Origin of the sequence: Marinobacterium weihaiense, from assembly GCF_019061305.1 — a bacterium.
Lineage (GTDB): Bacteria > Pseudomonadota > Gammaproteobacteria > Pseudomonadales > Balneatricaceae > Marinobacterium > Marinobacterium weihaiense.
Genome location: NZ_JAHQZT010000003.1, coordinates 127,162 through 139,892, shown reverse-complemented (window position 1 = coordinate 139,892; position 12,731 = coordinate 127,162). Strand labels below are relative to the sequence as shown.

Annotated in this window: 14 protein-coding genes; 2 read left to right on the top strand and 12 right to left on the bottom strand. The window is 61.8% G+C overall.

The genetic code is table 11. From position 1 onward, the window contains the following. Positions 1-40 precede the first annotated feature (40 nt). Entirely contained in the window at positions 41-1,315 is a 1,275-nt protein-coding gene (locus KTN04_RS03470; protein WP_217333824.1) for an HlyC/CorC family transporter, read from the top strand. Positions 1,316-1,335: 20 nt separating this feature from the next. Here KTN04_RS03470 and KTN04_RS03465 read toward each other — a convergent pair whose 3' ends face one another. Together KTN04_RS03465 and KTN04_RS03460 are read right to left on the bottom strand one after the other, a co-directional pair. Beyond that, entirely contained in the window at positions 1,336-1,527 is a 192-nt protein-coding gene (locus KTN04_RS03465; protein WP_217333823.1) for a DUF1289 domain-containing protein, read from the bottom strand. After that, complete coding sequence (locus KTN04_RS03460; RefSeq protein WP_217333822.1) at positions 1,511-2,122, bottom strand: CoA pyrophosphatase; 612 nt, start codon at positions 2,120-2,122, stop codon at positions 1,511-1,513. The genes KTN04_RS03465 and KTN04_RS03460 overlap by 17 nt, the downstream gene beginning before the upstream one ends. Before the next feature lie 121 nt (positions 2,123-2,243). Between KTN04_RS03460 and KTN04_RS03455 the strand changes: the two genes are divergently transcribed. Next, positions 2,244-2,807, top strand: coding sequence for an NUDIX hydrolase (locus tag KTN04_RS03455; RefSeq protein WP_217333821.1), 564 nt, complete (start codon positions 2,244-2,246; stop codon positions 2,805-2,807). Between the two features lie 3 nt (positions 2,808-2,810). Here the strand turns inward: KTN04_RS03455 and KTN04_RS03450 are convergent, their stop codons facing one another. The 10 genes from KTN04_RS03450 to dnaJ all read right to left on the bottom strand — a co-directional run bounded on the left by KTN04_RS03450 (position 2,811) and on the right by dnaJ (position 12,723). Continuing rightward, entirely contained in the window at positions 2,811-4,622 is a 1,812-nt protein-coding gene (locus KTN04_RS03450) for a V-type ATP synthase subunit A (protein WP_217333820.1), read from the bottom strand. After that, positions 4,619-5,335, bottom strand: coding sequence for a hypothetical protein (locus KTN04_RS03445; protein ID WP_217333819.1), 717 nt, complete (start codon positions 5,333-5,335; stop codon positions 4,619-4,621). The genes KTN04_RS03450 and KTN04_RS03445 overlap by 4 nt, the downstream gene beginning before the upstream one ends. Continuing rightward, the gene (locus tag KTN04_RS03440; protein ID WP_217333818.1) at positions 5,335-6,015 is read right to left on the bottom strand and encodes an ATPase; all 681 of its coding nucleotides are present in this window, start codon (positions 6,013-6,015) and stop codon (positions 5,335-5,337) included. Before KTN04_RS03440 ends, KTN04_RS03445 begins: the two co-directional genes overlap by 1 nt. An 11-nt stretch (positions 6,016-6,026) precedes the next feature. After that, positions 6,027-6,473, bottom strand: a complete 447-nt coding sequence (locus tag KTN04_RS03435; RefSeq protein ID WP_217333817.1) for an ATP synthase subunit C — start codon at positions 6,471-6,473, stop codon at positions 6,027-6,029. Beyond that, positions 6,461-8,254 carry a V-type ATP synthase subunit I gene (locus KTN04_RS03430; protein WP_217333816.1) on the bottom strand — a complete coding sequence of 598 codons (1,794 nt, stop codon included), beginning with the start codon at positions 8,252-8,254 and terminating at the stop codon, positions 6,461-6,463. Before KTN04_RS03430 ends, KTN04_RS03435 begins: the two co-directional genes overlap by 13 nt. Further along, complete coding sequence (locus KTN04_RS03425) at positions 8,251-8,856, bottom strand: V-type ATP synthase subunit D (protein WP_217333815.1); 606 nt, start codon at positions 8,854-8,856, stop codon at positions 8,251-8,253. The genes KTN04_RS03430 and KTN04_RS03425 overlap by 4 nt, the downstream gene beginning before the upstream one ends. 6 nt (positions 8,857-8,862) lie before the next feature. After that, entirely contained in the window at positions 8,863-10,224 is a 1,362-nt protein-coding gene (locus KTN04_RS03420) for a V-type ATP synthase subunit B (protein ID WP_217333814.1), read from the bottom strand. A gap of 27 nt (positions 10,225-10,251) precedes the next feature. After that, positions 10,252-10,563 carry an NGG1p interacting factor NIF3 gene (locus KTN04_RS03415; protein WP_217333813.1) on the bottom strand — a complete coding sequence of 104 codons (312 nt, stop codon included), beginning with the start codon at positions 10,561-10,563 and terminating at the stop codon, positions 10,252-10,254. Positions 10,564-10,724: 161 nt separating this feature from the next. Next, a complete protein-coding gene (dapB, locus tag KTN04_RS03410) occupies positions 10,725-11,534 on the bottom strand; it encodes a 4-hydroxy-tetrahydrodipicolinate reductase (protein ID WP_217333812.1) in 810 nt (269 codons plus the stop codon). Positions 11,535-11,583: 49 nt separating this feature from the next. Further along, positions 11,584-12,723, bottom strand: a complete 1,140-nt coding sequence (gene dnaJ / locus KTN04_RS03405; protein WP_217333811.1) for a molecular chaperone DnaJ — start codon at positions 12,721-12,723, stop codon at positions 11,584-11,586. Positions 12,724-12,731: the final 8 nt, after the last annotated feature.

Sequence of the window (12,731 nt, the reverse complement as noted above, 5' to 3'; positions counted from 1 at the left end):
GAAAATGAACGCCCCCAATCAAGTATAAGGTGTCTGTCCCTTGGACGATGCGTCGTTAAGCACATTAACTGCCATTCTGGTCATGCTGATCTTCTGTTCAGCCTTCTTCTCCAGCTCCGAAACCGGGATGATGTCCCTCAATCGTTACCGGTTGCGCCATTTGGTGAAAAACGGTCACCGTGCCGCCCGCAAGGCTAACGGTCTGCTGGAACGCCCGGATCGTCTGATCGGTCTGATTCTGATCGGCAATAACTTCGTCAATATACTGGCTTCAGCCATTGCCACCGTCATCGCCGTCCGTATCTGGGGCGACGCCGGCATCATGATCGCCACCGCTGGCCTGACCCTGGTCATCCTCATTTTTGCCGAAGTGTCGCCCAAGACCATGGCCGCCCTGCACCCGGAAAAGATTGCGTTCCCCGCATCTTATGTGCTGCAACCGATGCTGAAAGTGGCGTACCCGCTGGTCTGGATCATCAACGGCATCACCAACAGCTTCCTGCGCCTGTTCGGCGTCAACGTCAACGAGGCCGGCAATGAGCACTTGAGCACCGAAGAGCTGCGCACCATCGTGCACGAGGCCGGCTCATTGCTGCCACATCGCAACCAGTCGATGCTGCTGGGCGTTCTGGAGCTGAACGAGGTCACGGTTAACGACATCATGATTCCGCGCAACGAGGTGGAAGGAATCGACCTGGATATGGAGATGGAGCAGATTCTGGAACTGCTGTCCAAGACCGGGCATACCCGCCTGCCGGTCTACCGCGGGGATATCAACAACATTGTCGGCATCCTGCACATGCGCAACCTGGCACAGCTGATCCAGCAGGGCAACGTCACCAAGCCGGCGATCATGCAGGTAGTGCACGAGGCTTACTTCGTGCCGGAAAGTACGCCGCTGCAAACCCAGCTGCTCAACTTCCAGAAGCAGAGCCGCCGCATCGGTGTCGTGGTCGATGAGTACGGTGACATCGAGGGTATCGTCACGCTGGAAGACATTCTGGAAGAGATTGTTGGCGAGCTATCCAATGATCATGATGACACCAACCAGGATATCCACCCGCAGGAGGACGGCAGCTTCTTCATTGACGGCAGTGCCTACATCCGCGAGATCAACAAGGCACTCAACTGGCACCTGCCCACTGACGGCCCCAAGACCCTGAACGGCCTGATCACCGAAATTCTGGAGTCCATTCCCAACGCCAACGTGTGCCTGGATGTTGAGGGCTACCGCATGGAAACCCTGCAGATCTGTGACAACCTGGTGAAAACCGTACGCGTTACCCGCACCGCACGGGCTCGTGACAGTCTCTAACGCGTGACATGGGCGGGCGGTTAAACCGCCTCGCCCTGCTCACGACGCCGAATCAGCGCCCACACCGCGCGTTTTTCTTCGTTGCTCATGCGGCCCCAGCGGCTGATTTCCTCGCCGCTGCGGTGGCAGGCAATGCAGATATCGCCCTTGCCCAGCGCACAGACGCTGACACAGGGACTGGGAACGGGCTTGTCTTCAACAGCTTGGGTCATGCGGATGAGTCTCCAGATGTTCAGGTCGCGGCCGCATCGGGATGCCAGCATCAAAGCCGACATTCAGCAGCTCAGTCAGGATATAGGCGGTCAGGCCCCAGATCACTTCGCCCTGCCAGCGCCAGGCCGGTACCTGACGCACCTGGCCGCCGAAACGGATCGATTCGAGACAGCGATTCTCCGGTGCCAGCAGGTAGCTCAGCGGCACGCGGAAGATGCGCGCGATCTCATCCGGGTTGGCCTGCAGCGGCTGGTTGGCCGCCATCACCCCTACCCAGGGCATTACCTGCAGACGGTGCTTGGATACCACTTGCCCCAGGGAACCGATGATCTCCACCTGCTCCGGCCACAGATCGACTTCCTCCTGTGCTTCACGCATGGCCGTGGCCAACAGGTCGATATCCTCGGGGTCGCGCTTACCGCCGGGAAAGGCCACCTCACCACTGTGCGTCGACAGATGCGGTGAACGCAGGGTCAGGATTACCTCCGGGTCGGCACAATCGGTCAATGCCACCAGTACGCCAGCCTCGCGGCCACGGGTTCGCAGGCGCCAGGGGCGGTGGTGTTGCAGTCGTTGTCGCAGCTGGTCGAGCATGGGGAGATCCGATTACCGCAGAGGCGCTTATAATACCCCTGCAGCGGGGCTGTCGCGACCCCACACAACCTGTCACAATCAGGGATCTTGAATTCTGCGGACCTGAACAAGCGAGCCGATCATGAACTACTGCAGCCATTGCGGTTCTGCCGTTACCCTGCGCCTGCCTGAAGGCGACAACCGCCTGCGCTACACCTGCCAGCAGTGCGGACGCATCCACTATCAGAATCCAAGAATCGTCGCCGGCTGCCTGCCGGTACACGGTGACCGGGTGCTGCTGTGCCGTCGGGCAATCGAGCCGCGCTACGGTTACTGGACCCTGCCGGCCGGCTACATGGAAAACGGCGAAAGCACCGAGGAAGCGGCCCTGCGCGAAACCCTGGAAGAAGCCCGCGCCAAGGTCGAGCTGCGCCAGCTGTACACCCTGACCTCCATCATTCACGTCAATCAGGTGCAGCTGATCTATCTGGCCAATCTACCCCATGCCGAGTTTGGCAGCAGCAACGAGACGCTGGAAAGCCGCCTGTTCAGCGAGGATGAGATTCCCTGGGACGAGCTGGCCTTCACCACCATCCGCAACGCGCTGCAGTACTACTTTGCCGATCGCAAGGCGTCACCGCCCGCCTTCCCGCTGCGACACATCGCCCTGAGCCCGGATCAGGACGACCTGATATTGGTCAAGTAGGGCTCAGGCGAGCCCCAGCTGTTGGATCTCCTGCCGATAGCGGCGATAGTCCGGACCGTCGTGGCGGCTATAGTTGAGGTTGCGAAACAGCCCGGTCAACTGTACAAAGTGAGCGCGCACGGCTTCTTTGTCCGGATACTCGCGCGGATGATCAAGGCACTTCAGCAGCAGGGTAAACAGCTCCTGCTGGCGCTCGATAGGGGTCGAGGCATCCACATCGTCAAACGCATCCTGCTGCAAATACACCTGGTCCAGGCACTGCGCCTTTTGCCAATCCAAGTAATCTTCCAGCGTCACCCCTTCTTCACCGGTCACCTGCATCATCTGCTGCACCTGCTCACCCTGCCGGATCAGCTCCAGCATGCGTTTGACGCTGCCCACCCACTGGGGCGACAGCGTCTGCGCAAACCAGTCGGCCAACTGATCCAGATAGCGCGACCAGGAGATCAGCGGATCCACCGCCGGGTAGGCGCGCTTGTAGGCGCGCTCGGCACTGAGGCCGAGGAAGGTTTTCACCGTGCGCAGAGTAGACTGGGTCACCGGCTCCTCGAAGTTGCCGCCCGCCGGCGATACCGTGCCGATCAGGGTCAGGCTGCCCTGAGAGTGATCATTGGTTTGCACCAGCCCGGCACGCTCGTACAGCGCGCGCACCGCCGAGTCCAGATAGGCCGGGAAGGCTTCTTCACCGGGGATCTCTTCCAGACGGCCGGACGTTTCGCGCATCGCCTGCGCCCAGCGTGAGGTGGAATCAGCAATCAGCAGCACATTGTAGCCCATCTGGCGGTAGTACTCGCTGATGGTAATGCCGGTATAGATCGAGGCCTCACGAGCCGCCACCGGCATCGATGAGGTGTTGCAGATGATCACCGTGCGGTCCATCAGCGTGCCGCCACGCGGGTCGGGCATATTGGGGAACTCGGTGATGGTTTCCACCACCTCGCCAGCCCGTTCGCCACAAGCTACGATCACCACGATATCCACATTGGAGTAACGCGAGATCAGCCCCTGCAGCACCGTCTTGCCGGCACCAAAAGGCCCGGGAATGCAGGCGGTACCGCCCAGCGCCACCGGGAAGAAGGTATCGATCAGGCGGATGCTGGTCAGCATCGGCTGTTGCGGATACAGGCGCTGATTGTACCCTTCTCGCAGCAAGTCACGGTTGACCGGTACTCGCACCGGCCAGTGTTGTTGCATGCAAACCTCGCGCTCGTCTCCGTTTTCCAGGCGCAGGCGCACCACCGGTGTGGTGACGGTAAAGCTGCCCTCCTGCACCCAGGTGACCTCGGCTTCACCGCGCAGATTAAAGGGCACCATGATCTTGTGGCTGAAACGGCTTTCCGGCACCCGTCCCAGCAGATCACCAGCCTTGACGCGAGTCCCCACCTTCACCACCGGCTGAAACGACCATTTCTGCTGGCCGTCAATGCCATCCACTTCCAGGCCACGCGGCAGGAAAAAGCCGTGCTGACCGGCAATCAGCTCCAGCGGGTTCTGCAAGCCATCATAGACCTGCCCGAGCAGCCCCGGCCCCAGGGCAACCGACAGCATCTGCCCAGTCTGCTGCACAGCATCCCCGATGGACACCCCCCGGGTGTTCTCGAACACCTGCACATCCGCCTCGCCATGGCGCACCCGCAGCACCTCAGCCTGAAGCTGCTCCTGGCGTTCGCCGTCATGGCGCTGCGGACAGATCAGCACCACTTCATTCTTGGTAATCGGGTGGTACTCGCCTTCGTCATCACGCAGCATGCGAATGCTGACAATATCATCACGGACCCCGATGACGCGTGCGGTAGGAATGTTGGGGGTTGTCATGGTTTCGCCTCTGTTACCGAACCTGTCCGACCTATGTCGATACTGGCGCCGGACATGACGCCGGCCAGGGCCTGATCGACCAGGTGTGAAAAGTGTTGTTGTGCCGCATCCGACTGCCAGCGCAAGCGATACTCGGCAATGGACCAGCGCAGCCGGTAGGCGGCCACAGCAATGAGGGAAAAGGGATGGCTCTGCTCAAGCATGCGCAGCTTGCGCCAGAGCCGGTCCAGAATCTGCTGTTCCAGCTCCACCCCCTGTTGCTGCCGGAGCTGCGCCAGCGACTCCACCAGCCAGGGGTACTGGCGCCCCAGACCGAAATCCGGCTGCTGCCAGTCACGCCGAATGATCCAGACCCGCTTGCCATAGCCCTGAAAGCTGTCGCCGTCCTGTTGTCCGGCCAGACGGTAGCGCTGGGCCGCGATCAGGCTGCGCCACTCAAGGTTTTCCGCCAATACCGCCCGCAGCGGCTTGTGCGGGATCGCCGCCAGTTCCTGCTGCCAGTGTTGTACTTCATCCTGATCGGACAAGGCCTCGTCCCCGCTGCGCTCGCGCTGAAACAGCCGCAGCGCCCGTTGCAGCAACAGCCGGTCCTGCTCGGACAGCATGCTCAGGCGCTGCTCCAGCTGCAGCACCGAAATCGGCAACTCCTTGAGCTGTTCCAGTCGCACCGGCAAGGCCGGCAGCGCCGGGATCAGGGTATAGTAGACCGACACTAGCGGATCACTCCCTCCAGAATGGCCCTGAAGCGCGGCTGCAGATGACGCAGCAGCAGTTCGGCCAACGCCCGATCACCGAGATCGATTTCGGCATCATCGCCGTTGCAACGGATGCGGATGCCGCGGCCGTCGTGCACATCCAGCGTCACGCCTTCGCGCAGTTGCAGGTTGAGCTGCTCCTGCACGAACTGACTCAGCTTGCCCTCGCGATAGGCATGAGGATTGCGGCGCAACTCTTCCAGCCCGACCACGCCGGCTGGCAGCAGCACCTCGACCTTCGGCATCGCGCACAGGGTGGCATCCTGACAGGCCTGAACCACCACTTCCCGAATGACCTCACGAATGAAATCCTGGCTATCCAACTGCTCGCTCACCTGCAGCTGCACCCGGGCGGCAAAGGTATGCGCCAGCTGTTCACGCAGCTGCAGGTTCATGTCTCGCGCCGCCATTTTCAGCGCGTCTTCTCCGGCCCGCTGCAGCCGCTCGGCATCCTGCTGCGCCTGACGGCGCACCTGCTCGGCTTCCTGCTGCGCCTGTTCCAGCAGCCAGTCCGCACGGCGCTGGGCTTCTTCCACCAGCGCTGCCGCTTCCTGTTGTCCCTGCTCCACCCCCTGCTGCCGGAGCCGCTCGATCAGCGCCTCGACACCGGATGCGGCCTGCTTGCCCTGCTCGCTCATGTGCGCCTCCGTCACGCCGGGATGCCGGCACTGATCACCAGCGCGAAGATGAATGCGAAGACCGCAAACCCTTCCACGATGGCCGCCGGAGCGATGGACATGCCGAAGATCTCCGGCTTGATCTTGGACACGTTGATGGCACTGGCGCAGCACTGTCCCTGGCGCACGGCGCTGAACAGCAGCGCCATCCCGGCGAGAATACCGACAGCAAACAGGCCCGGCGCGTTGTCCAGCGTGACCGTGCGGTTCAGCGAGAACATCACCACGATGCCGTAGATGGTCTGCGACGAGGGCATGGCGGCGATCCCGACATAACGACCGTGACCGGTTTCCGTTTCCAGCAGTGCACCACAGGCGGCCTGGCCGGCCAGTGCACAGCCGATGATACTGCCGATGGCGCCCAATGCCATAGGGCCATAGAGTCCTGCCCATCCCAGGGCCAAAATCAGGTTGTCCAAGGGTTCACCTCCCGCTTGGTGAAAGGTTGAAAAGCATAGCCTTCGTCGGCCAGGCTCCAGTTGTAGAACTCGATCAGATTCAGACGCAGGCCGTGGATCACGCCACTGACCACCGCCAGAACAAAGTTGAGCAAGTGCCCCAGCAGCAGGATCAACACTTCAAGAAACAGCCCCATCCCCGGCACTGCAGCCGCCACGTCGGTGGCCAGCTGATTGAACGTGATCGCCAACGAGGCACTGGCCAGCCCCAGCGCGAACAGGCGCAGGTAGCTGAGCACGTCGCCAAACATTTTCGACAGCCCGGTCAACGCCAGCAGGCCATCCACCAGTCGCCACAGCCAGTGCGTGGCGCCTGTCAACGGTCGATCACTGGAGCAGAGCAGAATCAGCACCATGCCCAGCGCCATCAGCGCCCACTCCACATCCAGCTGCTGACGTAGCCAGGCGCTGACCCCGGCCAGGATCAGCAGCACCCAGCCCAGCGGCGCCAGCATCTGCAGCCGCCCGCGGCTGCGCCAGGCCGTTATGAGGTTGGCCAGCACCAGGTGCCCGGCCCCCATCAGTACCGAAACCCGCATCATGCTGTCGAAGTCGTTCATGTCGAGCACCTTCAGTGGCGCCAGCATATCGGGGGGAGGCGCTCCGAAGTAGCTGCCGACCAGCACGCCCCAGACGGCCGAAAAGCCACACAGGCTGATGCCCAGCACCCGCAAGCGGCGGCCGGTCTCGCTCTGCCCCATGCGCGCCCAGTAGAACACCAGCACCCCGGCCAGCAGCAACGCATACCCGGCATCGGACAGAATCAGGGCAAAAAAGGCAGCAAAGGAAAAAAACACCACCCGCGAGGGGTCCCAGGCCCGGTAACCGGGCATCTGATAGAAACGCACGATCTCCTCGCCACCGCCCAGATGGGCCGGGTTGTCCAGCAGGGTCGGCGGCTGGTCATCCTCGACCACGGGCTCAAGCATCAGCACCAGGTCGTGCCCGGTTGCAAAGGCCTGCAGTGCCTCGGCGGCGGAGCGGGCACACCAGCCCTGAACCGCAAAGATCTCGCCGGCATCCAGTACCTGTTGGCTGACCCGGTCGCAGTCCGCCCTGTCCTGGCTGCCAGCCAACGATCGCTGCAGCAGATACAGCCAGCGAGTCTGGGCCTCGCGCTCGGCTTCCAGGGTTTCCTGTTCGATTTCCAGGTCTTCCAGCTCACGGCGTAACTGCGCCAGCGGTACCGAGCCGGTATGGGTACGCGGCACCGGCATCTGATTGGCACACGGCTCCTGCTCCGCAATCACGGCCACATAGGAATACCGGTTGTCCCGGTGCACCACCGCCCAGGGCAGGTCGGTTTTTGCCACGTCCTGCATGCGATAATTGGGCACCAGGTAAAACCACAGTCGGTACCCCAGCAGTCCCTGCTCGCCGGGCAGTTCGAAACTGCCCCAGGGTTCGAGGTCACGAATGCGCTTGCGCAGGAAATCGATCTTTTCACTCAGCGCCAGCCGCCGCTGGCGGTTGTCGAGCACGGCCGCCACCACCGATGACAGTTCAAAGTGACGCTCCACCACAACCTGGCGCCGCTTCTGCGGGCAACTGAGCAGGTAACGAATCGCCTGCTGCAGCGCCTCGGGCCCGACATCACCGGGCAGCGCAACCGGCACCTCGGGCTGCGCCTGAGCCAGCGGGATGATATGCAACAGCCCCAACGTCTGCAGCTGATCCAGCACCTGCGCCTTGTCGCGGGTCAGGCCGATCAGGGTGGCCTTTTCAAGGGTTTGAATACTCATGAGGCCGCTATCCTTGCGCGCTTGTTCTTGGCAATCTTGGCACGCACCACTCCGGCGCGCTCGGCATCGGAGAGGGCTATGCGGATACGACGAATATTGGCTTCGGTACGCGGGATCAGTACCTTGTCGAACAGATTCAGGCGCTGGGTGGTTTTCTGCAGCGCGTCTTCCAGCCGGGCCAGCCGCACTTCCTCCACCTGACGATACACGTTCAGCTCCAGCATCTGCTGCAGCCGCGCCGCCAGAATATCGACCCAAGGCGGCAGCGCCAGCCGGGAGTACTCACGGCGGTCGATCTCGATGGCTTCGATCACCGGCAGTTCGATACCGACCAGGTTGTCCTGGCGCTGGCGCACCGCGCGCAGCTGCACCAGCGTACTCAGATCCAGCGAGGTGCCGGCCAGCATGGGCAGCTGCCGCGCCACCTCCGCCTCGACCTGCTCCATCTGCTGCGCGTATTCAGCCAGGGCACGGCGCGACTTGAGCCGTGCCGCCAGAATCTGCTTGCGCTTGAGATCCAGCGCCGGCACGAACTGGCGAAACGACTTCAGCCGCTGGTTTTCATGGTTGAGTGTGCTCTTGTTCAGCGCCAGCTTGGCCATGACCGCTTACCCCGTTGCCTGATCCTTAGGGAAGTACTTGTCGATCAGGGGCTGTTTCATCAACAGCTCATGGGGCTGAAAGCATTCGGCCAGTGTCTGCCAGCACAGGTCCAGCGCCTGCTCCAGCGGCATGGACACGTTGATGTCCATGAAGCGGTCGTGGAAGTGCTCGCCAAAGCGCAGCAGCCGCTCGTCATACTCGGTGAGGTCGAACGACATCGCCTGTTTCTGCTGCGCATCCCTTGCTTCGGCGTAGAAACGCACCATGGTGTTCATGATCTGGCCGTGGTCCTCGCGGGTCACCTTGCCGATCACGTGCTGCTTGAGACGCGACAGCGAACCGAAGGGGTCCAGCACGCCGTTGTGCAGATAGAACTGACCTTCAGTGATGTAGCCGGTGTTGTCCGGAACCGGGTGAGTGACATCATCGCCGGGCATGGTGGTCACCGACAGGATGGTCACCGAGCCCGCCCCCTTGTAATCGCAGGCCTTCTCGTAACGACGGGCCAGCTGGGAGTAGAGGTCGCCGATGTAGCCTCGATTGGAAGGTACGTGCTCCATGGAAATGCCCACTTCCTTGAGCGCGTCGGCGTAGGCGGTCATGTCAGTCAGCAGCACCAGCACCCGCTTGCCCTCTTCCACGGCAAAGCGCTCGGCCACCGCCAGCGCCATGTCCGGCACCAGCAGGCCCTCGACCGTAGGATCCGAGCCCAGATGCACGAACATCACCGTGCGCGCACTGACCCCGGCCTCCTCGAAGGCATGACGGAAAAAGTGATAGTCGTCGAAAATCAGGCCGATGCCGCCAAACACCACCACATCGGCGTCGGCATGGGCGCCGATCTGGGCCAACAGGCGGTTGTAGGGCTCACCGGCGACGGAGAAGATGGGTATTTTCTGGCTTTCCACCAGAGAATTGAACACGTCGATCATCGGCACATCGGTGCGGATCATGCGCGACGCCAGAATACGGCGTGCCGGATTGACTGTCGGGCCGTCAATCTCGATGCGCGCCTCTTCGCTCAGGCTGGGACCGCCATCGATGGCGCGACCGGAGCCGGAAAAGGCGCGGCCGAGAATATTGGGCGAAAAAGTCACCTGCATCGGATGGCCGAGAAAGCGCACCCCCGCCTTGGTGGACAGTCCCTTGGTGCCGGAGAACACCTGCAGCGACACGCTGCTGCGCTCCAGCTGAATCACCTGAGCCATGTAGGGCGGCTGATCGGGGTCGAGCGTATTTTCGATCAGGGCCAGGTCACCGTAGCCGATGGCGGCCACATCCCCTTCATCGGGCTCGGGCACATGTACCTTGACGATGTCACCGACGATTTCCAGAATCCGTGAATAGCGCACCAACAGTTGTGTCACACCGCTCTCCCTTTCCGTGCTCGGGTCTCAGATATCCGCCAACTTATACACTTCGTAGGCCACCTCTTCATAGGGGTGCACCTGCTTGAGTGTTGCCACAGCCGTGTGGATAAGTTCATCCGCACAGACCATTTCCACTTTCAGTTCGGCCACGCGCTCCAGCTCGCCCGGCCGTCCCAGATGGGGGTTGGCTCCGGCCAGCGGACGAAACTGCCCCTGTCCAGCGGTTTGGAAGCAGCACTGGTCATAGTCGCCGATTTTGCCGACGCCCACGGCGAATAGCGCCGCCTTGACCGGCTCGGCCTCCGCTTCGGGGACAAAGAAACAGAACTTGTACATTCAGCCTCCCGCATCCTGAGTCAGTCCTTACCTTAGCCCCGAGTGTGCAGGTGCAGCAAGCATTATCCACAGCATGCATCACGCGAGTGACAGAAAGGTTGCGCTCGGGCATAAAAAAGCCCGCAACGAGGCGGGCAGAGGGAACAACAACAAGGTTGAAATCAGTGTAGACCCAGAACGTCCTGCATGTCGAACAGGCCGGTCTGCTTGCCTTCCAGCCAACCGGCGGCACGTACGGCCCCCTTGGCAAAGGTCATGCGGCTGGACGCCTTATGGGTAATCTCGATGCGCTCGCCTTCGGTGGCGAACAATACCGTGTGGTCGCCGACCACATCACCGGCTCGGATGGTCTCGAAGCCGATCTGACGCTCGGGCCGGGCACCGGTGATGCCTTCGCGGCCATACACGGCACATTCTTTCAGATCACGACCCAAGGCATCGGCCACCACTTCACCCATACGCAGGGCGGTGCCGGACGGAGCATCCACCTTGTGACGGTGGTGCGCCTCGATCACTTCAATGTCGTAGCCGCTGTCTTCGCCCAACGCCTTGGCCGCAATCTCCAACAGCTTGAAGCACAGGTTGACGCCCACGCTCATGTTGGGCGCAAACACGATGGCGGTTTTTTCCGCTGCCTGCTTCAACGCGTCCTTCTGACCGTCATTCAAACCGGTGGTTCCAATCACCACCTTCTTGCCGTGAGCGGCACAGAAGGCGACGTTCTGCATGGTCACTTCCGGCGCGGTGAAATCGATCAACAGGTCGAAATCGTCCACCACTGATTCCAGGCTGCCCGCCAGGGCCACACCCAGCTTGCCGACACCCGCCAGCTCGCCGGCATCGGCGCCGATCAGGGAGCTGTCCGGCTCGATGATGGCAGCACTGAAAGTGACGGCATCATTCTGCTGCAGTGCTTCGATAATGGTCTTGCCCATACGGCCGGCCGCGCCGGTCACCGCTACTCTGGTCATGCTGCTTTCCTGTATCCGTCGTTCCATACAGGCCCCGCAGGGCCTGCCATCAGGTCATATCTTCGAAGAACTTCTTCACCGAGTCAAAGAAGCCGTGCTTTTTCGGACTGTGCTTGCTGTTGCCACCATCTTCGGTGGTTTCGGCAAACTCACGCAGCAGCTCTTTCTGACGGCTGTTCAGGTTGACCGGCGTCTCCACCATCACCTTGACGATCAGGTCACCGGTACTGCCACCGCGCACCGGCGCAATGCCCTTGCCGCGCAGGCGGAACAACTTGCCGGTCTGGGTTTCAGCCGGGATCTTCAGCTTGACGCGGCCATCCAGGGTCGGCACGTCCAGCTCGCCGCCCAGCGCCGCATCGACAAAGCTGATCGGCACTTCGCAGTACAGATGCTTGCCGTCACGCTGGAAGATCGGATGCTCACGCACATGCACCTGCACGTACAGATCGCCCGCCGGACCGCCATGCGTGCCCGCTTCGCCTTCGCCGGACAGGCGAATACGATCGCCGGTGTCCACACCGGCCGGGATCTTGACCTGCAGCGTTTTAGTCTTCTCCACACGGCCCTGACCATGACAGGCGTCACAGGGGTCGGAGATGACCTTACCCTCGCCGCGACAGGTGGGGCAGGTCTGCTGTACCGAGAAGAAGCCCTGCTGCATGCGCACCTGGCCCATGCCGCCACAGGTAGAGCAGGTCTTGGCACTGGTACCCGGCTTGGCACCGCTGCCGTCGCAGGGTTCACAGCTCACCAGTGTGGGGATTTCCAGGGTTTTCTCGCAGCCGCGCACCGCTTCTTCCAGCGACAGATCCAGGTTGTAGCGCAGATCGGCGCCACGCTGAACACCGGAGCGACGGCGGCCACCGCCACCGCCACCACCGAAGATGTCACCGAACACATCGCCGAAGATGTCGGAGAAGTTGCCCTCGAAGCCGCCGCCACCAAAGCCGCCGCCCTGGCCATCGACGCCGGCATGACCAAACTGGTCATAGGCCGCCTTCTTCTGGGCATCAGACAAGACCTCATAGGCCTCACTGATTTCCTTGAATTTGTCTTCAGCCTCTTTGTCATCCGGGTTGCGGTCCGGGTGGTATTTCATCGCCAGGCGGCGGTAGGCCTTCTTGATATCACGATCGGACGCGTCGCGCGACACCCCCAAAAGTTCGTAGTAGTCCTGCTTTGACATGATCCGAA

Excerpts from the sequence above, each read along its gene's own strand:
- KTN04_RS03430 (WP_217333816.1), bottom strand. The coding sequence starts at position 8,254 with ATGAGTATTCAAACCCTTGAAAAGGCCACCCTGATCGGCCTGACCCGC.
- KTN04_RS03440 (WP_217333818.1), bottom strand. The coding sequence starts at position 6,015 with ATGAGCGAGCAGGGCAAGCAGGCCGCATCCGGTGTCGAGGCGCTGATC.
- KTN04_RS03460 (WP_217333822.1), bottom strand. The coding sequence starts at position 2,122 with ATGCTCGACCAGCTGCGACAACGACTGCAACACCACCGCCCCTGGCGC.
- dnaJ (WP_217333811.1), bottom strand. The coding sequence starts at position 12,723 with ATGTCAAAGCAGGACTACTACGAACTTTTGGGGGTGTCGCGCGACGCG.
- KTN04_RS03425 (WP_217333815.1), bottom strand. The coding sequence starts at position 8,856 with ATGGCCAAGCTGGCGCTGAACAAGAGCACACTCAACCATGAAAACCAG.
- KTN04_RS03455 (WP_217333821.1), top strand. The coding sequence starts at position 2,244 with ATGAACTACTGCAGCCATTGCGGTTCTGCCGTTACCCTGCGCCTGCCT.
- KTN04_RS03450 (WP_217333820.1), bottom strand. The coding sequence starts at position 4,622 with ATGACAACCCCCAACATTCCTACCGCACGCGTCATCGGGGTCCGTGAT.
- KTN04_RS03465 (WP_217333823.1), bottom strand. The coding sequence starts at position 1,527 with ATGACCCAAGCTGTTGAAGACAAGCCCGTTCCCAGTCCCTGTGTCAGC.
- dapB (WP_217333812.1), bottom strand. The coding sequence starts at position 11,534 with ATGACCAGAGTAGCGGTGACCGGCGCGGCCGGCCGTATGGGCAAGACC.
- KTN04_RS03415 (WP_217333813.1), bottom strand. The coding sequence starts at position 10,563 with ATGTACAAGTTCTGTTTCTTTGTCCCCGAAGCGGAGGCCGAGCCGGTC.